The organism is Brevundimonas vesicularis (genome assembly GCF_044807075.1).
GTDB classification, from domain to species: domain Bacteria; phylum Pseudomonadota; class Alphaproteobacteria; order Caulobacterales; family Caulobacteraceae; genus Brevundimonas; species Brevundimonas vesicularis_G.
Window position 1 is genome coordinate 518637 of the sequence record NZ_CP085234.1, and the last position, 22402, is coordinate 541038.

At 64.4% G+C, this 22402-nt stretch carries 18 protein-coding genes and 1 pseudogene; 3 read left to right on the forward strand and 16 right to left on the reverse strand.

Annotation, left to right across the window (positions count from 1 at the left end):
* The first annotated feature begins 4 nt into the window (after positions 1-4).
* Together LG306_RS02505 and LG306_RS02510 are read left to right on the forward strand one after the other, a co-directional pair.
* Positions 5-1276 (forward strand): type IV pilus biogenesis/stability protein PilW, encoded by a 1272-nt coding sequence (locus tag LG306_RS02505; RefSeq protein ID WP_404417903.1) that lies wholly within the window; start codon positions 5-7, stop codon positions 1274-1276.
* Positions 1273-2622, forward strand: coding sequence for an O-antigen ligase family protein (locus LG306_RS02510; protein WP_404417906.1), 1350 nt, complete (start codon positions 1273-1275; stop codon positions 2620-2622). The genes LG306_RS02505 and LG306_RS02510 overlap by 4 nt, the downstream gene beginning before the upstream one ends.
* On the opposite strand, the gene LG306_RS02515 is transcribed toward LG306_RS02510, so the two are convergent.
* From LG306_RS02515 to glmS, 14 genes are all read right to left on the reverse strand, one after another.
* Positions 2613-3788 (reverse strand): DegT/DnrJ/EryC1/StrS family aminotransferase, encoded by a 1176-nt coding sequence (locus tag LG306_RS02515; RefSeq protein ID WP_404417910.1) that lies wholly within the window; start codon positions 3786-3788, stop codon positions 2613-2615. The genes LG306_RS02510 and LG306_RS02515 overlap by 10 nt on opposite strands.
* Positions 3789-3794: 6 nt before the next feature.
* Positions 3795-4418 (reverse strand): acetyltransferase, encoded by a 624-nt coding sequence (locus LG306_RS02520; RefSeq protein ID WP_404417912.1) that lies wholly within the window; start codon positions 4416-4418, stop codon positions 3795-3797.
* Complete coding sequence (locus LG306_RS02525; protein ID WP_404417915.1) at positions 4415-5062, reverse strand: sugar transferase; 648 nt, start codon at positions 5060-5062, stop codon at positions 4415-4417. The genes LG306_RS02520 and LG306_RS02525 overlap by 4 nt, the downstream gene beginning before the upstream one ends.
* 27 nt (positions 5063-5089) lie before the next feature.
* Positions 5090-6088, reverse strand: a complete 999-nt coding sequence (locus LG306_RS02530) for an NAD-dependent epimerase/dehydratase family protein (RefSeq protein ID WP_404419620.1) — start codon at positions 6086-6088, stop codon at positions 5090-5092.
* A 2-nt stretch (positions 6089-6090) separates the two neighbouring features.
* On the reverse strand, positions 6091-7245 hold the full coding sequence (locus LG306_RS02535; RefSeq protein ID WP_404417918.1) for a glycosyltransferase family 4 protein: 1155 nt from the start codon (positions 7243-7245) through the stop codon (positions 6091-6093).
* Positions 7242-8267, reverse strand: a complete 1026-nt coding sequence (galE, locus tag LG306_RS02540) for a UDP-glucose 4-epimerase GalE (protein WP_404417920.1) — start codon at positions 8265-8267, stop codon at positions 7242-7244. Before galE ends, LG306_RS02535 begins: the two co-directional genes overlap by 4 nt.
* A 14-nt stretch (positions 8268-8281) precedes the next feature.
* Complete coding sequence (locus LG306_RS02545) at positions 8282-9427, reverse strand: glycosyltransferase (protein ID WP_404417923.1); 1146 nt, start codon at positions 9425-9427, stop codon at positions 8282-8284.
* 19 nt (positions 9428-9446) lie between these two features.
* Positions 9447-10496 carry a hypothetical protein gene (locus LG306_RS02550; RefSeq protein WP_404417926.1) on the reverse strand — a complete coding sequence of 350 codons (1050 nt, stop codon included), beginning with the start codon at positions 10494-10496 and terminating at the stop codon, positions 9447-9449.
* Positions 10462-11589 carry a glycosyltransferase gene (locus tag LG306_RS02555; RefSeq protein ID WP_404417929.1) on the reverse strand — a complete coding sequence of 376 codons (1128 nt, stop codon included), beginning with the start codon at positions 11587-11589 and terminating at the stop codon, positions 10462-10464. The genes LG306_RS02550 and LG306_RS02555 overlap by 35 nt, the downstream gene beginning before the upstream one ends.
* Entirely contained in the window at positions 11589-12548 is a 960-nt protein-coding gene (locus tag LG306_RS02560; protein ID WP_404417932.1) for a RimK family alpha-L-glutamate ligase, read from the reverse strand. The genes LG306_RS02555 and LG306_RS02560 overlap by 1 nt, the downstream gene beginning before the upstream one ends.
* 192 nt (positions 12549-12740) lie before the next feature.
* A complete protein-coding gene (locus tag LG306_RS02565; protein WP_404417935.1) occupies positions 12741-14003 on the reverse strand; it encodes a lipopolysaccharide biosynthesis protein in 1263 nt (420 codons plus the stop codon).
* Between the two features lie 59 nt (positions 14004-14062).
* Entirely contained in the window at positions 14063-15391 is a 1329-nt protein-coding gene (gene tviB, locus LG306_RS02570) for a Vi polysaccharide biosynthesis UDP-N-acetylglucosamine C-6 dehydrogenase TviB (protein ID WP_404417938.1), read from the reverse strand.
* Positions 15388-17334, reverse strand: coding sequence for a polysaccharide biosynthesis protein (locus LG306_RS02575; protein ID WP_404417941.1), 1947 nt, complete (start codon positions 17332-17334; stop codon positions 15388-15390). The genes tviB and LG306_RS02575 overlap by 4 nt, the downstream gene beginning before the upstream one ends.
* A 27-nt stretch (positions 17335-17361) precedes the next feature.
* A complete protein-coding gene (gene glmS, locus LG306_RS02580; RefSeq protein ID WP_404417944.1) occupies positions 17362-19176 on the reverse strand; it encodes a glutamine--fructose-6-phosphate transaminase (isomerizing) in 1815 nt (604 codons plus the stop codon).
* Positions 19177-19817: 641 nt separating this feature from the next.
* Between glmS and LG306_RS02585 the strand changes: the two genes are divergently transcribed.
* Positions 19818-19949, forward strand: coding sequence for a hypothetical protein (locus tag LG306_RS02585; protein WP_404417947.1), 132 nt, complete (start codon positions 19818-19820; stop codon positions 19947-19949).
* Between the two features lie 595 nt (positions 19950-20544).
* Here LG306_RS02585 and LG306_RS02590 read toward each other — a convergent pair.
* Both LG306_RS02590 and LG306_RS02595 read right to left on the reverse strand, forming a co-directional pair.
* A pseudogene (locus LG306_RS02590) lies at positions 20545-21299 on the reverse strand (IS5 family transposase); the annotation flags it as partial.
* A 271-nt stretch (positions 21300-21570) separates the two neighbouring features.
* A complete protein-coding gene (locus LG306_RS02595; RefSeq protein ID WP_404417949.1) occupies positions 21571-21915 on the reverse strand; it encodes a helix-turn-helix transcriptional regulator in 345 nt (114 codons plus the stop codon).
* Positions 21916-22402 lie beyond the last annotated feature (487 nt).

Genomic DNA, 22402 nt, shown 5'->3' on the forward strand with positions numbered 1-22402 from the left:
GAGAATGGCTGGCCGCGCCTCACAGCACCGCTTGCAACAGACGCGCGAGAACAGGGGAGGGCGCGCATCCCCTCTCGCGGTTCTTCTGATCATTGGCGCGACCGCCGGTCTCGGCGTCGTCACGACGGCCTTTGGTCTCGGCAGGCTGTGGGCGGAGGATGATCCGGAGCGGGCGCTGAGGGCGTGGCCGTGGCAGGTGCAGGCGCATCTGGCTCTGGCCGCAAGCGCGTTGAGCGGCGCGGGCGAATCCCCGAACCCATCGCTGGCCGAAAGTCGTGGGCGTCAGGCCTTGGCGCACGCCCCCCTGTCTGTCCGCGCAGTCTCCGTGCTGGGCCAGGCCGCGGTCCTGAAGGGCGAAGCGCAGATCGCGGACGCGCTGATGCAGGCGGCGGCGCGTCGCAGCCTGCGCGATGCGCCCAGCCAAACCTGGCTGTTCGCCCGGGCGCTGGAGCGCCGAGACTATCCCGCCGCCATGCGCGCGCTGGACGTGCTGCTTCGTCGCCGGCCCGAGCTGATCGAGACCCTGGGGCCCGTGCTGTTTCCCGTGCTCGACGCCGCACCTGACGCCCGCGCAGCGCTGGCGGAGCGGCTGGCGCTGGCGCCGACGTGGCGCTCGACCTTTCTGGCGTCCTACAGCCGCGCCGCCGCCCAGCCTGGCTTCGTCTATGCTCTGCATCAGTCGCTGCGGGACAGCCCCACGCCGCCGACCGATCAGGAGGCCGGCGCCTACATCAACCGTCTGGTCCGCGACCGCGCCTATGTCGCCGCGCTCGTGGCGTGGCAGCAACAGCGGCCGCGCACGGACGCCGGCCTTATGATCGATGGCGGGTTCGAGGCCGAAAACAGCCTGCCGCCGTTCGGCTGGCGGCTGACCGCAGCAGATGGGGGCGCGGCCGACATCATCCGCTCGCCCGCCGGGAAGGGCCGCGCCCTCCAGGCGACGGCGCTCGGCGGCCTGAAACGACAAGGGTTGGCGGAACAGCTGCTGGTGCTCGCGCCCGGATCCTACCGGCTGCAGGGACGCCTGTGGCGCGAGGGAAACGTGTCTGACGGAGCCCTGGTCTGGACCCTTCGCTGTGAGAACGGCCCCGCCATCGAGACCAGCCAAGGCCCGCGTGCAAGCGCGGAGGCCGTCTCACCCTTCTCCCTGACCTTCACGACACCGCAGGGCTGCCCGGCCCAGCGCCTCGCGCTGGAGACGCGCCCGGGGGCGAGCCTGTCGCCCACCACCGTGGTCTATGACGACCTCAAGATCGAGCTGGTCGGTTCCCGATGAGCCCGCGCCCCGCACGTTCGCCCATAGGCAGCGACGCCCACCCCTGGCTCACGGCGGCCCTGGGGCTGTATGTGGCGCTGGCGCTGGTTCTCGGCGGCGCCTCGCAGGACAACGACGGCTTCGACCTCATTCTGCGCCTGGCCGGCTTGCCGGTGCTGGCGCTGGGCGGTCTGCGGCTGGCGGCGGGAACTGAAAGGCCGCGTCTGGCCCTGCTGTTTCTCGGGGCCCTGGTTCTGTTGCCGCTGGTGCAGTTGATCCCGCTGCCGCCGACGGTATGGAGCGCCTTGCCCGGGCGATCCGCTCTCGCCGCCGATCTTGCCGCGGTTGGTGGGGGCGAAGCCTGGCGGCCATACAGCCTGACGCCCGGCGCCACGGCGGATGCGCTGCTCGGCCTGACGCCCTTTGCGGCCGTGTTCGTGGGCGTGCTGACGCTGCGCCGCTCGCAGGCCGAGACCTTGTGGCTGCTGACGGCGGTCATGGCCGTCATTTCCGTGGGGCTGGGCGGGTTTCAGCTCGGCGGCGGGCCCTTCAGCCCGTTCCGCCTCTATGGGCCGGACGCGGGCCGGGCGGCGACCGGCTTTTTCGCCAACCGCAACCACTGGGCCGCCTTTCTGGTCGCCTCGCTGCCGGCCGTGGCCGCCTGGAGCTTCCAACGGCGAGACGCGGCGGATCGAGCGCGCTCCGGCGTCGTCCTGGCGCTGGGAGGGGGCGCCTGTCTCGCCCTGCTGGCGGGTGTGGCGATTTCGGGCTCCCGGGCCGGAGCCGGGCTGTTGCTGCTGTGCGCTCTCGGGCTTGCCCCGTGGCTGCGGATCGGCCGCAAGGCGGACCGGCGTCGCCTGCTTCTACCGGGTCTGCTGCTCGTGGTCAGTCTCGGACTGGCGGTGGCCGGGTCCTGGGTCGCGGCGGACCGTTTCGCCGAGGCGCCGCAGGACCTGCGCTTCGACATCTGGGCCGAGGCGGCTCGGATCGCGGCCGCCCACCTGCCGTTCGGGACGGGCGCGGGCAGCTTCAGCGCGGTGTTCGCGGGCGTCGAATCCCCCGACGACCTGACCGCAGGCTTCACCAATCAGGCGCACAACGACGGGCTGGAGGTGGTGATCGAATACGGCCTGCTCGCCCTCCTGCCCGCCGCCCTTCTTGCGCTGCTGCTCCAACAGGCGTGGCGCCGACAGGGGCCGCAGAGCGCCCTTGTGCTTCTGGGTGTCGCCGTGCTGCTGGCGGCCTCTCTGGTCGACTATCCGCTTCGCACCCCGGCGCTTCAGGCGCTGATGGCCTTGCTTCTGGCCAGCCTCGCGCGAGGCGGGCGGCGGACCCGCCCGTCGACGAGCGAGGACGATCAGGCCTGAGCGAGAGCGCCGACCTCGCCGATCACGGCGCAGGTCTTGCCGATCTCCGCCTCGGTCAAGGTTGGATGAACCAGAAAGGCGAGGCTGGTGTCGCCCAGCGCCCTGGCGTTCGGCAGGCGTTCGCGCGGCCGCCAGCCCGTGCCCTCGAACGCCTTCTCCAGATAGACCTCGGACGCCGAGCCGTGAAAACAGGGCACGCCTCGCGCATTGATCTCCTCGATGATCCGATCCCGCGTCCATCCCGGCTTCAGCCGCGCCGGCTCCACAAAGGCGTAGAAGCGATACCAGGCGTGGGTCACGTCCGCCGGCGTCGCCGGGACGCGGAACAGAGGCAAGGCCGCGCAGGCCTCGGCCAGACGCTCGGCGTTCGCGGTGCGGCGCGCGGTCCAGTCCGCCATCCGCTCCAGCTGGATCAAGCCCAGCGCCGCCTGCATTTCGATCATGCGCCAGTTTGTGCCGAAGCTGTCGTGGACCAGGCGCGGCCCCGGCGGATGCGGCCGCTCATAGACGGCCTCCCAGCTCTTGCCGTGGTCCTTGTAGGACCACATGGCCGACCACAGCGCCGGGTCGTCGGTGGTGACCATGCCGCCCTCGCCGCCGGTGGTCATGATCTTGTCCTGGCAAAAGGACCAGGCCCCGACATGCCCGATCGAGCCGACCGACTGGCCGCGGTATCGGGCGCCGTGCGCCTGGGCGCAATCCTCGATCACTTTGAGATCATGCTCGCGCGCCAAGGCCATGATCGGATCCATGTCGCACGGCATGCCGCCCAGATGGACGCAGATCACCGCCCGGGTGCGGGGCGTCAGCACCGCGCGGATGGTGTCGGCGGTGATGTTCTGGCTGTCGACGTCCACATCGGCGAACACGGGCGTCGCCCCCGCGGTGACGATGCACGAGGCCGAGGCGATAAAGGTGCGCGGCGTGGTCATCACCTCGTCCCCTGGTCCGATCCCCAGCGCCTTCAGCGCCAGATCCAGCGCCAGGGTCCCGTTGGCGAGCGCCACCGCGTGCTTCGTGCCCGCCCAATGAGCGAACCGCCGCTCGAACTCGCGACAGCGATCACCGGTCCAGTAGTTGACGCGGTTGGACGCAAGCGTCTGCGCCACCGCATCCACCTCCTCCTGCGAGAAGGACGGCCAGGGAGAGAAGGGGGTGTTCAGCATCTGGATCTATCGTTGCAAAGGACGGGCAGGATTGCCGACGACTGTCAGCCCGTCAGGGAGCGATTTGATCACCACGGCCCCGGCGCCGATAAAAACGCGGTTTCCGATCGTCAAATATTCCCGGATCACGGCCCCGACTCCAATCCACGTAGCCTCACCTACGACGACGCCTCCGGCAAGGTGCGCCCCAGGGGCCACGTGCACCCCATCGGCAAAGCTGCAATCGTGATCCACCGTCGCACCGGTGTTGACGACCGTCGCCCGACCCAGATCGGCTCCGATGTTGACCACGGCACCAGCGAGGATCACTGATCCTGAGCCGAGACGAACGTGCCGACTGACGGTCGCCTTGGGATGGATGAGCACGGCCATGCGCGCGCCTGCGACCTCGAGCGCCCGCTGGCATTTGATTCGGGCCGTGTTGTTCCCGATGGCGACGACCACGCCGTCATAGTCGGCGACGCGCCTCATTAGATCGGCACGCGTCCCGACGATGCAAAACGGGCCCGCTGAAGAGCGGGATGCATCATCGTCGAACACGTCTACCTGACCGAAGCCGCACCTCTCGGCGCAGTCCGCCACGACCTGGCCGTGTCCGCCACCGCCGAAGACCGCTAAGCGCTCGGTCATTTTTCCGATCCCGTGAACCGTTCCATGGTCGCGTGCCCCTCCGACGAGATGCCTTCCCTCAAGACGACTTTCTTAACGGTCAGCAGCAAGATTTTTAGGTCCAGCAGGAAGGATCGATTGTCGACGTACCAGACATCCATGGCGAGCTTGTCCTGCCAAGCGATGGCGTTGCGACCGTTCACCTGGGCCCACCCGGTGACGCCGGGACGAATCTCGTGTCGCCGCGCCTGCTCCGCCGAGTATAGCGGCAGATACTCCAGCAAAAGTGGGCGGGGCCCAACCAAGCTCATGTCGCCCTTCAGTACGTTCCAGAGTTCGGGCAGCTCATCTAGGCTGGTGGAACGGAGCCATCGCCCAAACAGCGTCAGCCGCTCGGCGTCCGACAGCGGATGACCGTCCGAGCCGACCGCATCGAGCATCGTGCGAAACTTGATCATCTCGAACGGCCGCGCGCCGAGACCAGGCCGCACCTGACGGAACAGCACCGGCGATCCCAGTCGCACGCGCACCAGCAACGCGATGGTCAGCAGCACCGGCGACAAGGCAATCAGGGCGCCCAGGCTGATCACCACGTCCATGATGCGCTTGAGTCGGTCATAGCCGCGCCGCGATCCAGGCGCGGAGGTGAAGGTGGCGCGGGGCATGTTTATGCTGTCGTTTCTTGGGCAGTCCTAGGCATTGTACCTCTGCCGGAACCAGCCGACGAAGGCGGGCACGCCCAAGCTGATCGGGGTCTTGGGCTTGTAGCCGATCAGGCGTTCCAACAGCTCGGCCGAGGCGGTGGTGTGGGGCACGTCGCCGTCCTGCATCGGCAGAAAGGTCTTCGTGGCCGTGCGGCCGAGCGCCCGTTCCAGCTCGCCGATATAGTCCATCAGCGGCGACGGCTTACCCCCGCCGATGTTCACCAGCCGGAACGGCGCCGCCGGCGACAGGCTGTCGCCCTCGACCCGGTTCGACTCGTCAGGAACCACGCCAGCCAGCCGCACGATCGATTCGACCAAATCATCCACGAAGGTAAAGTCGCGTGACATCTCGCCTTCGCCGTAGACCTCGATCGGTTCGTCGGCGAGGATCGCCTTTGCGAACTTGAACAGCGCCATGTCCGGGCGCCCCCAGGGGCCGTAGACGGTGAAGAAGCGGAAGAAGGTGGTCGGAACCCCGAACAGGTGGGCGTAGCTGTGCCCCATCAGTTCGGTCGCCCCCTTGGTCGCCGCGTACAGAGTAATGGGGTGGACGGCGCGGTCCGTCTCCTTGAACGGCATCTCGGTGTTGGCGCCGTAGGCCGAGCTGGTCGAGGCTGCCAGCAGGTGGCGGGGCTGGAATCGGCGCGCAGCCTCCAGCACGTTGAACGTGCCGACAAGGTTGGCCGACACATAGGCCTCAGGATGGTCGATGCTGTAACGCACACCCGCCTGGGCGGCGAGGTGCACCACGACTTCGGGCTGGAAGGCCTCCCAAGCTGTGTTCAGGGCCGACGCGTCTTCCAGCGCGAGCCGCGCCACGCGAAAGCCTTCGTGGCCTTCGAGCATGGCGTTTCGGTCTTCCTTCAGCGCCGGATCGTAATAGGGCGAGAAGTTGTCCATCCCCAGCACATCGTGCCCGTCCGCCAGTAGGCGACGGGCCAGATGGAAGCCGATGAACCCAGCCGTGCCGGTGATCAGATATCGCATGTTCACGTTGCCCCTGCTCGCGCGACGTCACAAGCCGCACCATCTAAATCCATGAACGCCAGCAGTTTCTGGTTCTGAACGTGCACATCGAACCGCTCCTCAACTAAACGACGGCCTTCAATGCCCATGGGAACGATAGTCTCCGGGTGTTGGATGAAGTGTCGCATGGCTCTGGCAACGGCCTTAGGATCGCGTGGTGGCACAAGAAAGCCGTTCACGCCTTCGACGACTGTTTCTCGGCACCCAGGGACATCCGTAGTGATGACCGGCAAGCCGAGCGCCATAGCCTCTTGAGTAGTACGGGGCACCCCCTCTCGGTAAGATGGGAGGACAAACACGCTGGCGCGCGCGAACCAAGGACGCACGTCTACTTGGCCTGGCCACTCGATCCATCCCCGATCCACCCACGCTTGCACCTCGGAGACCGGGATACCTGTGGGGTTGTCGTCCGCAGAACCGAGCAAGATGAACCGCGCACCAGGGAAATCTTCAGCCACTATTCGGGCGGCGGCAACGTAATCCTCGACGCCCTTGTCCCTAAGGATGCGGGCGACCATAAGGAAGGTCACCGGCGCCTCAGGCGGAGTTGCATATGGCCATTCATCGAGATCCAGTCCGATGCCGCCCAGCACCACAGCCCGATCGGCGCGGACAAGGCCGCCGTCCACGAACTCCGCCCGGTCGTCCGGGTTCAAGAAGATCACGCGCTCGACGAGTCTTAGGGCAACGCGATACAGTAGCGTTGCGAGGAGGCGCGCGATGCGCCGGCGCGCACCGGCATCCTGATCAGCAGTGAAGGCGTAGCCCAGCCCCTCGATCATCGCATACCGTCGAGGAACCCCCGCGAGGCAGGCCGCCAGGGTGCCATAGATCACGGGCTTGATCATGCAGCCTAGTGTCACGTCGGGGCGGTGCAGCCGAAGCAGACGCCATAGACTGATTACAGAGCCAAGATCGCGTAGGGGGTTCATGCCGGTACGCGACAGCGGCCAGTCGATCGGTTGAACGCCGAGCTTGTGCATCGCTGCTCGACTTTCCCCGGTGAAATCGGGCGCAAAGGCTAGAACGTGATGCCCTCGACTCAGCAATGCAGCGAGGAGCGGACCGCGAAAGTTACTCAGGGATCCAGCATTCTGCGCGACAACTGCAATCTTCATGCCCAGCCTTTCCTGTATCCTTGCGGATTAGCCGCCTGCCATCGCCAATGGTCCGCCAGCATTTCGTTAAGGCTGAGCTGAGCGCGCCATCCCAGGTGTCGCTCCGCCCGTGCCGGGTCGGCCCAGCATTGAGCCGTGTCTCCGGCGCGGCGGTCTACCACACGAAAGGGCAGCTGTTGGGCACTCACGCGTTCGAAGGCCCGGATGACCTCAAGGACAGAGTAGCCCCGGCCGGCACCCAGGTTCAGCACGTCGAAACCGGAGACTTTCGTGATCCGCTCCATCGCGGCGAGGTGCCCCTGCGCCAGGTCCATGACGTGGATGTAGTCGCGCACGCCCGTACCGTCCGCCGTGGGATAGTCGTCGCCAAAGACCAACAGCTCTTTCCGCTGACCGACCGCAACCTGCATGAGGTATGGGACCAAGTTCGCGGGCTCGCCTTGCGGATCCTCGCCGATGCGACCGCTAGGATGAGCGCCGACAGGGTTGAAGTAGCGCAGCACCGCCACCGACCAGCGCGGGTCAGATTCGCACAGGTCAGACAGGACCTGCTCGACCATCAGCTTAGAACGGCCATAGGGGCTGGCCGGCCGCCCAAGAGGACTGCTTTCGTCGAGCGGCATCTTGGTCTGATCGCCATAAACCGAAGCGGTCGAGCTGAAGACAAGCCGGAACACGCCCGCCTCCGCCATGGCCTGAGCGAGAGCGACACTGCCGCCGACGTTTACGTCATAGTAGCGGAGCGGCTGCTGCACGCTCTCGCCCACAGCCTTCAACCCGGCGAAGTGCATCACGGCTTCGACGCGATCATTGCGGAAAATGCGGCGGAGCAGCGCGGCGTCACGAACGTCGCCGCGAATGACCTTCATCGTGCACCCGGTGAGAGCCTGCACACGCGTCAGCGCCTCCGGCGAACTATTGGAGAAATCGTCCAGCACCGTCACCTCATGTCCCGCCTGCAGACAGCAGACCAGGACATGCGAACCGATGTAACCGGCCCCGCCAGTCAGAAGAATGTGCACGCTAGCCCCCGGCCCTACGCCCCATCGGCGCGCAGCTCCTCATCGCCAAACCAGATCGAGCGATAGTTGTCCACCATGCGATCAATGGAGAAGCGGCTTTGCACGCGTTGGCGTGCGGCATGTTTTCGGGCTTGCCACTCGGGATGTTCGCGCTCTTGCAGCGCTTGTTCGATGGCGTCCGCCAGAGCGTCTGGGTCGCTGGGCGGCACAATCCAGCCAGTTTCGCCCACTATGACGGCCGCGTCACCCACGTCCGTTGAAACACAAGGCGTGCCGCAGGCCATCGCCTCGGCCAGAACGTTGGGAAATGCCTCGCCGGACGAGGACATCACGTGCAGGTCCATCGCGTTCATGACAGCTGGGATGTCGTTGCGGCGCCCAAGCAAGCGGACCCGGTCGAGCAGGCGCAAGTCCCTAAGCCGCTCCAGCAGCACCGCATTGTGCTCATCCATTTCGGTTCCGACCAACAGACACAGTGGGCACAACCCGCGATCGGCCAATCGCCGAAGGGCCAGCAGCAGGTTGTCATGGTCCTTGTGCGGATCGAACCGGGCGACAAAGCCGATGACGCGCTCCTCTTTCCCTTTGCCAAGGGTTTGTCTCACGGCCAACCCGGCGGCAGGATTTGGAGAGAACACTGCCAGGTCATAGCCGTTGGGCACGACCTCCATAAGCGAACGATCGTAGCCAAGCGCGCCGTGCACCGAAGCCGCCTTTTCGGCGCAGCAGATGATCCGGCGGGGCACGAGTCGCGACAGGAAGGCGCATATCCGCGCCACGGCCATCGTGCTGCGCGGGCTCTTGCCCGGCTCCAGCGTAGAATGATGGATGCCCCAAACTATATTGCGCTGGCCCGCAAGTCGCGCCGCGACGCCGCCCAAGAAGTCGGCGTGATACATCCAGGTCTGGATGACGTCTGGCTTGGCTGCGCGCAAGCATTTCCACAGCTGCCGCAACCCGGACAAGGTCACGGTCCCCCGAGGCATGTCCAAACCGGTCACCGGAACACCCAGCGCCTCCAGCATCGGCCCGTATTTGCCCCCGCCGTTCAGGGAAATCACGCTGTGCCGGTCGGCGCGGTCATGAGTGCACAAACGATACAGCACCGCCTCGGCGCCGCCGTCGTTGAGACCGGTGATAATGTGGAGGACAGACTTCATGCGTCACCGCGTTGCGCCGTTAGACCACCACCAGCCTAAGCCAGTAGAACCATTGGAATATTACATAAGCTAGGAACATCAATACAGTCAAGGGTTTTACTATTCCGTCGAGGCGCGCCATGGAAATGACTATGAAAGGGAAGGCTGCTGCGATGAACCGAGTGGAGTAACTCCCCGTGAAGATGTTGCTGGTGACTAGAGAAAGAACTATCACAGCGATGGAAGCTTCGATAGATCCTCCGATAGCTCGCCACCTTATAACCAGAATGGACAAAAGTATAATCCAGAAGGACAAGTACAAGGGCGAGCTGGCGATATCGACGTAAATAGCTCGCCTATCTCCTATTTGTGTGAGGATGATCTCCCGGGCAGGTCCGATAGCGAGGGAGATCAGGCAACCCGTGCCAATCGCCATGGCTAGTGCGCGATATTCTCGCAGATGCGCGACCTGCTTAGATGCGCTCACTGAGACCAGATACATTGCTACGAATAGCACTGTTGCCGTGTGGATCATCGTGGAGGCCGTTGCCAATACTAGGCGCCTCAGTAAACCCGCTCGAACTGATAGGTAAACGATCAGCATGATAGAAATGGCGAGGGCAAGCCTAAGCTGAGAGAACGCTAAGTCCACAACCAACGGGTTTACCAAGGCAACTAACCAGTACCAACGCAGCGTTCTCAGCAACGTGAGGCTAAATATAAGTATGCTTGTAAAAGATATGAGCAAAAATATCAACGATACGGGGAGGGAGAGGTCGCTGTAAAGCCACCGCAGTGTGCGGCTCCACAGGTACTCACTGGTTAACAGTGACAGCGGATCGGAGAAACCGGAGTAATCACCGCGAAGGTTGTTCGACTCGATTTGAATTTGGTATACGGTGCGATCTAACATAGCGTGACCGTAGATACGGAAAAATATATCTGGCCACGGCACTGTGACATAAAGCGCAGCAAACAATAGAGCAACTAGCCAATATAATCGCGATATTGGAGTGTCGAGGATTGCATTACGTGAATCTGGCATCAGAATATGCTCAAAACGCGAACTTCGGCTGATTAGAATCTTCAACCTCATCGTCCAGGATGCGGAGGTAATCGGCGACTACTATATCCACATCGTAGGCGGAGAGGCGCTTCGTAGCATCAGGCCACGTTGTATTAGCGAGCGCCGCAACCAGAGCCTCAGCCAGCGCGTCCACATCCCTAGGCGGAACAAGGCGGCCCCACTTGCCGTGCTCCAGGATCTCGCTTGGACCAGTCGGACAATCGGTGCTGACCACTCGGGCGCCGCAGGCCATGGCTTGAACTAGGCTGTTCGGAAAACCTTCAAAACGGGAGGATAGGACGTAAACTCGACAGGCAGCCATCCAGCCGAAGGGATTGGGCTGGAAGCCGAGTAGTGCAACGGAGTCCGACAGGCCCAGTTCGGCGATGCGTCGCTCCAGCGCCGGGCGCAACTCCCCTTCGCCCAAGATGACCAACCGCGCCTCTCGCCCCGCGCCGCGCAGGCGAGCGAAAGCTTCGAGCAAGATCGGATAATCCTTGGCCAACGTCAGACGACCGACCGCCAGGATGATGGGTGGTTGTCCGGACGCCAACCACGGATGCTGTGGCCGCTCTTTGGCCAGATGCTGTATCGTGGCGATGTCCACTGGATTGGGAATGGCCGTGACGCGTTCCGCGGCGAGGCCGAGACCTTCCACCAACTGTGAAGTCATGCCGCGGGAGACCGCAACCACGGCGTCAGCCGAAGGGTAGAAAACGCGCATCAGGAGATGCCACAAGCGCATTGCCCGTGCGCCCGAGCCTCGGGTGAGACTGCTGCGCTCGCTGACCACGAGGCGCATCTTCACGCGTGCGAATTTGCGCGCCAGGATGGCGATGACATTGGCGTGGGTGAGCGCCGACAGCATGGCGTCCGGGCGATTCCGGCGAATGTAGCGCGCGAGAGGGGTCAGGCTATCGAGGGCGCGTCTCTTGTTCAGATCAATTATCCTAACATTGTCCGCCACTTCTTTCAGATAGGGTCCCTCGGTCTTCACGAGCACGAGATCGACTCGATGACCGCGCGCGGCGAAGCCGTTGGCCAGAGTCACCATCACCCGCTCGGCCCCCCCGCCCCGGAGAGAGGGGATGTAGATGGCGACGTGCTTGACGGGCATCAGTTCTGCCCCTCTACCCGCGCCAGGACATCTTCAATCATGAACTCTTCCGGGCGGAAACGCCCCTCATGCCAATTCAGGTCCTGGTCCCACCAGCCTTGACAATCTCGGTATCCATTCAGGGCGAAAGCGTAGCTGATCTCTCCGATGAGCGGGATGTCGTTCCTGAACATGAAGTCGAAGGCTACTGACTGGGCTCCGAGCGTATCCTTGACCGCGAATGCGGCCTTTAGACATTCCAAGGATATGGATGCGGGATCGTGGACAAGCTTGCCGCTTCCCGATGCACGAAAGTCACCCTCCCGCACCATTCGTTTGATGCCGAAAGCGCGATGACCGATGACTATGATCCTGAGATCGTAGCTGTTTCCAGGCAGAAACTCCTGGAAGTAGGCATAGCCCTTTTGCATAGGGCCATTTCTATAGTTGGGGTGAGGCCACACGGCTCGATAAATGCCGCGCCCGACATCCAAAACACTGCGCATGGTCCGATCGCGGCGGATGTGCCACAGACGTTCGCGAATCGGCGCCCACGGAGATCCTGCGGCCGACCATCCCGCGCCGAAACTACGGTGGATCAGGCCGCGCGCTTCCCCAAGCGAGCGGACCAGATGCACATTCATCGAGCCGGCGCCGCCACGCAGCTTGAATACCTTCGGATAGGTGGTCGTCTCGGCCCAGCGCAACGCCTCCTCGGCTCGATAGAAAACCCACGTGGGGACCAAAGGCGCGCCGATCGCTTCAAGCAGGTACTTTTGACCGACTTTGTCGTCGTAATGCCAGGATGTTGCGGAGTCGGGGAAGACAACCATCCCCCTCTTCTCCAGTGAGAGGGTAAGTTGACGCGCGAACAAGGCCGCCTTCGGATCATTATGAGCCCAGTGCCACATGAGCGCCGAACAGCCGCGAGTCTGTTCGACGATATCAGGCCGATAACAGTCAACAATCTTGAACGGCACATCGTGCTCTCGGCAGTACGATATCCATCCCTCCGAGAAGGAGCCGTCTCTGCTGTGTATAGCTAACATACTTCTCTCTTCCACCTGAAGCAGTGACTGTTCTTTCTCACAGATCCGCTGACACAAACCCCATAAACAATGACCGGCGGGGGCCGAATCACAGATATGGCATCAGATTTGCGGGCACCGGATCTATATGAACGTCATTCTCCTACGAGCGTTTTCATAACGGCGAGCGGCGATCATCATGCCGCCTATCAGCCCGGCGTTTCCAAAGGCGCTGGCCACGGAGAAGGCTGCCACCGCCATGCCGGCGGTCCCATTCAGCCGCGCGACCCAGACGATTGAAACCACCCTGAGCGCCAGCATCAAGATGTTTGCGACTAAAAGATACGCTTGGGCCTTGATCACCGGCGCCAGTTTGACAGCAGGGATGTTCGCTAATGCGATCCCGATCCACAACGCCATCCAGCGGGCGTAAACGCCGGCTCCACGCCACTCTTCTCCGAACACGAAGGCGAAAACTGTTGGGGCGAACCACGTCGCCGCGAGGATTGGAGGCGTCAGGAGAAGCAAGGCGGCTGTCGATCGCAGCAGCAAGGGCGTGACGCTGCGGTTCTCCCTCGCTAAATCGGCGAAACGCGCGTAAATTACATTGCCCATTGCCGCGCCAATGATGTTTGTCGGCAGATTCAGGACGCTGCGAGTCAAGGCATAAAGCCCCGCCGCGGCCGGCGAAAAGAGCGACGTCAACAAGATCACCGGCATGGCTTGCGACGCGGCGTTCAGCACGTCGGTCGGCATGCGGAAAAGCGGGAAATCTCTGTGGGCCCTCAGAAGCGCGCGCGCCTTGCCTCGCGTGGTCGTCGGTCCTCTGGCGGAGCGCGTTTTCCGGCCGCCCCACGTCAGCATCAGGGCCTGCAAAGTTGGCGCAATCGAGGTTACGACAACCAGCGTGGCGGCGGACGGGAAGGCGAGGCCCCCCAGGACCCGCGCCAGATTGGCGAGGAAGGCTTGAGCCACCGTCACCTTGCCCACGAGCCTGAAATCGCCTGATCGAACCGCGCGGAAATCCGCCACGTCCTGAAGGGCGACTGAGAACAAGGCCAATGGCAGGAACCAGATCAACAAGCCAAGACCTTCAGCATCCAGAAGGACAGAGACGGGCCGTTGACCGAGCGCTAGCGCCAAAGCGAGGAGCACGGATAGTGCAAAGGCGATGAGAATGGCCAAGCGCGACAGGTGCTGGACGTCCCCCTCGTCGTTCGCCACGACGATGGCCATTGGATATCGCAGGGCGATCACCGGGGACAGGATGCTGATCAGAGACAGGAAAACTCCCTGCAGCCCGAAGATTTCGGGGCTGTAGATGCGTGTGATCAAAGGCGAGAAGGCAAACACCACAGCCTGAGCCGCCGCTGTCCCGCTGATGACGGCGGCAAGATTCCCAAACATCGGAACGGACAGAACGCGTGTTATAGCCGCGCGCGCGGATCTGACGCCTGTCGGCCGAGTCACAGTCTCAGATCACAGTCTTCCGAAGCGAAACCCTGCTTAAGATCGTAAACGAGGGCGTTCGGCTTACCAAGGTTGGCAACTTGCCCTCCGGTCATGCTTCGAAACTGCTGATGCGCGACTGCCAGGACTATCGCGTCATATGCACCCGCCTCGGGTGTTTCGATCAACTCAATCCTGTATTCATGACGCGCCTCTTCAGGATCCACCCACGGATCGTGAACGTCGACCTGGGCACCGTACTCCTTCAACTCCCGCACGATGTCGATCACACGGGTATTGCGCAGGTCCGGACAGTTTTCCTTGAAGGCCAGGCCGAGGATCAGCACGCGCGCCCCGTCGACGTGAATGCGCTTCTTGAGCATGGCCTTGACCAGTTGCGACACCACATAGCGACCCATGCCGTCGTTGATGCGACGGCCGGCGAGGATGACCTCGGGATGGTAGCCGACCTGCTGGGCCTTGTGCGTCAGGTAATAGGGGTCCACGCCGATGCAGTGGCCGCCCACCAGGCCGGGACTGAAGGGCAGGAAGTTCCACTTGGTGCCCGCCGCTTCCAGCACCGCCTGGGTGTCGATGCCCAGACGGTTGAAGATGATCGCCAGTTCATTGACCAGGGCGATGTTAAGGTCGCGCTGGGTGTTCTCGATCACCTTGGCCGCCTCCGCCACGCGGATCGACGGCGCCTTGTGCGTGCCGGCGGTCACCACGCGGCGGTAAAGGGCGTCCACGAAGTCGGCGACCTCGGGCGTCGAGCCGGACGTGACCTTGGTGATGGTGGCAAGCCGGTGCTCGCGGTCGCCCGGGTTGGCGCGTTCGGGACTGTAGCCGGCGAAGAAGTCCGTGTTGAACTTGAGCCCCGAGACGCGCTCCAACACCGGAACGCAGTCCTCCTCGGTGGCGCCGGGATAGACGGTGGACTCGTATACGACCACGTCGCCCGGCTTCAAGGCGCGGCCAACAGTTTCGCTGGCGCGCTTGAGCGCGGTCAGGTCGGGGCGGTTGCTGTCGTCGATCGGCGTCGGCACGGTGACGATGAAGACGTTGCACGTCGACAGCGCGGCCGGGTCAGAGGACAGCGTCAGATGCGCGGCGGCCGCCAGTTCGTCCCCGTCCAGCTCCAAGGTTCTGTCATGGCCCTCACGCAGTTCCGCGATACGGCCCTCGTCGATGTCAAAGCCGACGGTGGCCTCCAACCGGCCAAAGGCAGCGGCTAAAGGCAGGCCGACATAGCCGAGCCCCAGAACGGCGATCCGGGGCGTGGCGGGAGGAGCAAACATCGGGAGATTATCCTCACGGTCAAATTGAGATGGAGCGGCTTCAGTCACACCGCCTCCGGCTGAACGGCGGCGCCCCGCAGCCGGGACACGTGGTCATGAACAACGCGGCGGACCTCGGGCTCGACGCCGCTACGCGCAACCGACTCGAGCATTTTGACCTGATCTTCAGTCATGACGGCTGACGCGCCCTGGTCCACGACCTCCCACACCGCGTCCAGCCGGGCCAGGATGCGTTCGCTGGAGTCCACCAGTTCCTCTGTCAGCTTTTCGCCGGGACGCAGGCCAGTGAAGACCACGGGGATGTCCACGTCCGGCTTCAGGCCGTGCAGCGAGATCATGTTGCGCGCCATTTCGACGATCTTCACCGGCTCGCCCATGTCCAGAACAAAGACGCTGGGCTGAGACCGCGGTCGGGCGGCGCTTTCGGCCGTGGCGTGCAGCACCAGTTGAACCGCCTCGGGGATGGTCATGAAATAGCGTTCGACCTCCGGGTGGGTGACGGTGACGGGGCCGCCGCGCCGGATCTGGTCCTGGAAAATGGGAGCCACCGACCCGGCCGAGCCCAGCACATTGCCGAAGCGAACCACGCTGAAGCCGGTGTCGCCGCCTTGGCCGTGCAGGCCGCGCACCACCGCCTCGGCCAGCCGCTTGGTGGCGCCCATGATGTTGGAGGGGTCGACCGCCTTGTCGGTGGAGATCATCACCATGTGCGGCACGCGGGCCTCGCGCGCAGCCTCCGCCACGTTCCAGGTGCCCACCACATTGGTCAGCACGCCCTCGATCGGGTGGTTCTCGACGATGGGCACGTGCTTCAGCGCGGCGGCGTGGAAGACGATGTCGGGCGCTTCTTCGGCCATGTGAGCGGTCACGCGATCGCGGTCGCGCACGTCGCAGATGATTTCGCGCCGGGACAGCTGCGGATGGGCGCCGGCGATCTCCTGATCGATCTTGAACAGGCCGAACTCCGAATGGTCCAGCAGGGCCAGGTGGGCGCAGCCGAAGGCGGCGACCTGGCGGCAAATCTCCGAGCCGATACTGCCGCCGGCGCCGGTCACCAGCACCCGCTTGCCCTTGATCAGCGCGTGAACCGCCGTTGTATCGAGCCGGATGGGGCTGCGCGGCAGGAACTCCTCAAGCGGAATTTCCTTCAGGGAGTCGGTCGCGGAGTCGGACGCCGCCAGGTCCACCAGCAACCGGGGCCGCAGCAGCGTGTGGCCCGCCCGGCGCGCCTCTCCGATACGGGCGGGGCTGATGTTCCAGGCCTGAACCGGATCATCAAGAAACAGGACGGCGTACTTTGGCCCCTCGGGGGTCGGCTCCGGCAGGCGCCATTCGCCGATCACGCCCAGCACCGGCACGCCGTGCAGACTCAGTCCCTTCTCGCCTTTATTTGGCGTGATGATGCCGATGGGGCGATAGGGCGAGCGGGTGTCGGCAAGGATCGGGCGCAGATGAGCGTCGGCCGAGCGCATGTCGCCTACCACCAGCATGGGCGTCTTTCCCGAGGCGCCGCGCGCATCTGAGAGGCTCGCTCCGCCCGTCGCCGCCCCCTGAAGCAGATGGGGATTGTGCGCCAGACGCCAGCAGACCCGGAGCCCTGCCAGCCCCAGGAGGCTGAAGAGGAAGGCCAGCACCAGAACCGAGCGCGGCAGCTGCAGGCCGCGATCGAATGCAAACACGACCAGCAGGAACAGCGCCATGACCGCCAGCAGGCTGCGGCTGATGGCCAAGAGATCCCTCAAGGAGGTGAAGCGCCAGGCGGATCGCTCGGTCTTGGCGACGAGTTCAATGCCGCCGCCGATAACCGCATAGAGCACGGCCCAGCCCGCTACGCGGACCGCCTCGCTGCTGTTCATCCACCAGGCGAGCGGCAGGGCGCGGCGAATCTCATAGGCCGCAAGAAACGCGACAAACAGCACGCCCACGTGCACGGCGAACTTGGACGCGTCGGTGACGCCATAGCGCGCGGGCGCCTTGAAGCGGTGCGGCATGTCAGCAGGCCTCCAGCACGCGCAGGGTCACTCCACCGTCACCGACTTGGCCAGGTTCCGGGGCTGGTCGACGTCGGTGCCCTTGTGGACGGCGGTGTAGTAGGCGAGCAGTTGCACCGGCACGGCGTAGACCAGCGGCGCGATCAGCGGGTGACAGTTCGGGGCGGTGATGCGGCGGATTCTGGCGCCGTGCGGGGCCGGGGCGGCCTCGGGCGCGATCATGATGACGGGGCCGCCGCGGGCCGAAACTTCCTGGAGGTTGGAAGCGGTCTTTTCGAACACGTCGTCGAGCGGCGCGAGCGCCACCGTCGGCGTCTCCTCGTCGATCAGGGCGATGGGGCCGTGCTTCAGCTCGCCGGCGGCATAACCCTCGGCGTGGATGTAGCTGATCTCCTTCAGCTTCAGCGCGCCCTCCATGGCCAGCGGGAACATGGCCCCGCGCCCGAGGAACAGCACGTCGTGGGCCTTGGCGAGGTCGTGCGCCACGGCCTCGATGTCGGCGTGATGCTCGGCGCATTCGGCGATCAGGCGCGGACTTTCAAACAGCGCCTTGACCAGTTCGGCTTCCCGCGCCGCGTCGATGCGGCCGCGTGCGACGCCGGCAGCCACCGCCAGCGCCAGAAGCGCGGCCACCTGGGCGGTGAAGGCCTTGGTCGAGGCGACGCCGATCTCCGGCCCCGCATGCGTCGGCCACAGCACCTCGGCCTCGCGCGCCATCGACGAGGAATGGACGTTGACCACCGCCGCCGTGCGCAGTCCCTGGCGCTTGCACCACGTCAGGCTGGCCAGGGTGTCGGCGGTCTCGCCCGACTGGCTGACGGCGACCGCCAGGGTGGTCTTGCCGACCGCCGGGGAGCGGTAGCGGAACTCGGACGCGATCTCCACGTCGCACGGCAGGCCCGCCAGCTTCTCGAAGGCGTAGCGGCCGATCTGGCCGGCGTAGAAGGCGGTGCCGCAGGCGATGATCTGGATGCGGTCGAGGGCGGCGAAGTCGATCGTCCCCGTCCTGGCCTTGCCGGTCACCAGGTCGAGGTATTCCGACAGGGTGTGCTGGACGCTGTCGGGCTGTTCGTGGATCTCTTTTTCCATGAAGTGGCGGTATTCGCCCTTCTCGACCATGGCCGAGGAGGCCGAGACCTGGACCACCGCCCGCTCGACGCCCGCCCCGGAGACGTCGAACATACGCGCGCCGGAGCGATCGACGGCGACATGGTCGCCCTCTTCCAGGTATGAGATCTTCTGGGTAAAGGGGCCGACCGCCAGCGCGTCCGAGCCCAGGTACATCTCGCCCTCGCCCCAGCCGACCACCAGCGGGCTGCCGCGCCGCGCGCCCAGGATCAGCCCGTCCTCGCCCTCGATCAGCACCGCCAGCGCATAGGCGCCGGTCAGCCGGTCGAGCGTCGCCTTGAAGGCGTCGAGCGGAGCCAGACCCTGCGACAGGGTCTCGTCGAGCAGATGGGCCACCACCTCGGTATCGGTCTGGCTCTCGAACACATGGCCCTGGGCGGCCAGTTCAGCCTTCAGTTCGGCGAAGTTCTCGATGATGCCGTTGTGCACCAGGGTCACGCGCCCGGCCTTGTGCGGGTGGGCGTTGGGCACGTTGGGCGCGCCGTGGGTCGCCCAGCGGGTGTGGCCGATGCCGACGGTGGCCTTCAGCGGTTCGTCCGCCAGCACCTCTTCCAGCGCCCGGATCTTGCCCTTGGCCCGGCGGCGCTCAACCTTGCCGTCCACCACCGCGGCGATGCCGGCGGAATCATAACCCCGGTATTCCAGCCGCTTCAGGCTGTCGAGCAGGCGCGGAACGACAGGCCCGTCGCCCGCGATCCCAATGATGCCGCACATGTTTCCGTGCGCTCGCCACAACAGCGCCTCGCGCCTAGACGCGGCTTCATAGGGACTCCAGATTGCGCCGTCAAGCCATTTCACCGGCGGTTGCACGAACAAGCGACGGCGATCGTCGACTTGCCGCGGCGGCCTTGTCTAAGGTCGAGAAACGTTTAACATAACAGCTGGTTAAGCTGATCTCGCGCGGCGCGCCAGGCAGTGGGTCTGCCGGCCCAGGAAACGCCCATTTAACGTGGGCGGGCTGATTGTTTTTCTGGGGTTTTTTGGACTCGAGGGAATTTCAAGTCGTTGATTTTCCTACAGAGTCTGGCGTTGACATCGCAGGGGTCATAGGTTCAATCCCTGTCGCGTCCACCATTCTTTTCGATGAGTTAGACGGTCTTTGAGCGCCCTCCGCGAGGGTCTGCCCATGATTGGCCATGATATGCCAAATTTGCCCGATCGGGAAGATTTCGCTGCTTTTCGCGCATCTTTGCCCCTAATCTTCCCGGGCGGGAAGATCGACCTTGACCGACGGGCGTTTTCCAGAGCAATCTCCCCGCTCGGGAAGAGCGCGTATAATCGTCACCGCAGAGGATTTCGGTCGACAGGTCGCCGAGGCTCGTAGGGCCCTCGGCCTAACCCAGCGCGACTTGGCCTTGGCGATCGGAACGGGCGAGCGCTTCATCGTGGAGCTGGAGGCGGGCAAGGCCACGGCCCAACTCGCCAAGGCGCTCGCGGCCGCCAGGGCCGTCGGCATCCGACTGGAGAATATGGCAGGGCGTCGCTGATGCCGACGCTGCTCCATCGGGACAGCCCCGTCGCCCAGGTGAGTTCATGCGCCGGGCGGCGCCGACGGCGGTCCCGGCGAAGGTTGGGCCCGTGGGTCGGGCATTGCGGCGTAGGACTCAGCATGATCAGATTGCCTCCGTTATCAGACTGGGACCACGAATTCGGACTTAGGCCAAAGAGTCGAAACGCCGCGAACACGACCCCGATCATCCGACCGGCGCCCAACTTCGGGCGGCGCGAGGCCTGCTCAAACTGTCAGTGAAGGAGCTATCCGAGCGCAGCGGCCTAGCGGCCAACACAATCAAGCGTGCGGAAGGCACCAATGACTTGTCGCCAATCACACGCGCAAACGCCAAGCTGCTGATCGCCATTCTGACGGACTTGGGGGTGGCATTCGTGGCGGCGGATGAATCATGCGGCGCCGGGGTCCGTCTACGTCATGGCGTAGACGTCCAGCTGACGCGCAAGCGGCGAGCGGTCTGAGAGTTGGCGGTCGAGCGCAGGCACCCGGCGCAGACTGTGAGGCCGGGCCGCGCGGCTGCGCGGGGAAAAGCGCCAGCTCTGAGTGCGGTGACTTCCTAGGCTCAGGACTCTTAGCCAGAAGAGCACTGTGGCTGCGAGGGCTATGGCGGACAGAAAGACGGTCGGGCATCGGTCATAGCGGGTGGCGACCCGCCGCCAGTCCTTCAGCCGCCCGAACATGATCTCTATTCGGTTGCGCCGTTTGTATCTGCGCTTGTCGTAGCGGACGGGCTCGCTCCGGGACTTCCGGCCAGAGATGCAGGGTGTGATGCCCATGGCTTGCAAGGCGTCCCTGAACCAATCGGCGTCATAGCCCCGATCGCCCAGCAGCCACCGCGCCCTGGGCAGGCCGTCCAGCATGGCCGCGGCGCCCGTGTAGTCGCTGACCTGGCCTGCCGTCATGAACAGGCTGATCGGACGCCCGTTGGCGTCGGTGGGGGCGTGAAGATTGGTGTTCATGCCGCCCTTGGTGCGCCCGATCAGTCGTCCGACGCCCCCTTTTTTACCCGCAGGCTCGAAGCCGTGCGGTGCGCCTTGAGATAGGTTGCGTCGATCATCACCATTTGATGCTCGGTCTCCGGGGCGGACAGCCCCTGCATCATCCTGAGGAAGACGCCCGCCTCGCTCCACCGCTTCCAGCGATTGTACAGCGTCTCGTGCGGTCCATACGCCGCGGGCGCGTCACGCCAGCGCAGCCCATTGCGATTGATTAAAATGATCCCGCTCAGCACCCGCCGGTCGTCAACCCGGGGCTTGCCGTGGCTCCTGGGAAAATGCGGCCGCAGCCGCGCCATCTGCTCGTCCGTCAGCCAATACAGATCGCTCATGAACGCCTCACATCAATGGGTCCTGAGCCTAGGCCAACGAACTCGGCGCTGCGATTGTAACGGCTCATGGCGCCCCGCACAGTCTCCGGGGCGGGATTAGCGGCAGCAGCAGCGGCGGCGGCCATCTGAGCCAAGATCGCATCCACCTCCTGTTGGAGTTCCGGCGAGTTGTCGGCCGACATCAGGGGACCGCGCCGGAAGTCCCCTTTCCGGAAATAGAGATCGACGCGCCCATTACTGCGCTTGACGCGTTGAACATATCGCACATCCATCAGCGTTTGCTTCCGCGGCGGCGTGCCCGTTCCAGTGCGTCAGCCGCACAATCGCTGGGAATCTCTTCGATCCTGGGCGCCCGCACGCGAGGCGTGGCGCGGCCAAGTGCAGGGCGGCTCGCCACCCACGTGTTGATCTGGTCTCGGCTATACCTGATGACGTTTGCGCCCATATCAACGGGGGCGACCGTCAGGACCCTCTTCAACGTGCTCCAGGAGACACCCAGATACTGGCAGAGTTCAGCGCGCGTCAGCATCAATGGCCAGCCGGGCAGGCTCACCGGTCGGCCTTCGCCGGCGGCCTGAACCTTCCGAAGACCATCGGTGTTGATCGGCTCGCTCATCAGTTGGATTGCGACGCTCTCCACCAGGCTCGCCCGGCGCAACCCAGTCGCACGAGCGCCCTCCGCCAGAGGTTTGGGTTCAGCACTGCGAAAGCGCATCGTACGGTCACCGTGACATGGATGTCTGCCGGCCCTATGGAGCGAAGTAATGATGAAGTCAACAATGACACCGGACCCAGGTAGAGTGCTTTGTCAACAGTCGCGAGCCAACGCCAAACCCTATGCGGACCCAATGTGTGTCGGCTTCCCATTGTTGTCTGTCAACGAGCGTGCGCCAAATACTTCGGATGAGACGCGCGTAGTGAGCGGAAGCTGATCGCCAGACTGACACCGGTCCGGCGCAGGCGCCAGTTGCATGCCGACCTCGGATCAAGGGGCGGCTGGGGCGGTGCTCCTCGGCCGCCACTCGCATCTTCACGGGTCGGGCGCTGGCGTAAAGAAGGGCGGCTCTATGCGGTCGCGCCAGAGCAGGTCTTAAGTTCCACGC

Bases quoted from the DNA above. Each gene is read 5' to 3' on its own strand.
- LG306_RS02510 (WP_404417906.1), top strand. From the start codon at position 1,273: ATGAGCCCGCGCCCCGCACGTTCGCCCATAGGCAGCGACGCCCACCCC.
- LG306_RS02520 (WP_404417912.1), bottom strand. From the start codon at position 4,418: ATGACCGAGCGCTTAGCGGTCTTCGGCGGTGGCGGACACGGCCAGGTC.
- LG306_RS02555 (WP_404417929.1), bottom strand. From the start codon at position 11,589: ATGCCCGTCAAGCACGTCGCCATCTACATCCCCTCTCTCCGGGGCGGG.
- LG306_RS02505 (WP_404417903.1), top strand. From the start codon at position 5: ATGGCTGGCCGCGCCTCACAGCACCGCTTGCAACAGACGCGCGAGAAC.
- LG306_RS02515 (WP_404417910.1), bottom strand. From the start codon at position 3,788: ATGCTGAACACCCCCTTCTCTCCCTGGCCGTCCTTCTCGCAGGAGGAG.
- LG306_RS02595 (WP_404417949.1), bottom strand. From the start codon at position 21,915: ATGAGCGAGCCGATCAACACCGATGGTCTTCGGAAGGTTCAGGCCGCC.
- LG306_RS02545 (WP_404417923.1), bottom strand. From the start codon at position 9,427: ATGAAGTCTGTCCTCCACATTATCACCGGTCTCAACGACGGCGGCGCC.
- glmS (WP_404417944.1), bottom strand. From the start codon at position 19,176: ATGTGCGGCATCATTGGGATCGCGGGCGACGGGCCTGTCGTTCCGCGC.
- LG306_RS02565 (WP_404417935.1), bottom strand. From the start codon at position 14,003: ATGTTTGGGAATCTTGCCGCCGTCATCAGCGGGACAGCGGCGGCTCAG.
- LG306_RS02575 (WP_404417941.1), bottom strand. From the start codon at position 17,334: ATGCCGCACCGCTTCAAGGCGCCCGCGCGCTATGGCGTCACCGACGCG.
- LG306_RS02525 (WP_404417915.1), bottom strand. From the start codon at position 5,062: ATGCCCCGCGCCACCTTCACCTCCGCGCCTGGATCGCGGCGCGGCTAT.
- LG306_RS02535 (WP_404417918.1), bottom strand. From the start codon at position 7,245: ATGAAGATTGCAGTTGTCGCGCAGAATGCTGGATCCCTGAGTAACTTT.
- LG306_RS02530 (WP_404419620.1), bottom strand. From the start codon at position 6,088: ATGCGATATCTGATCACCGGCACGGCTGGGTTCATCGGCTTCCATCTG.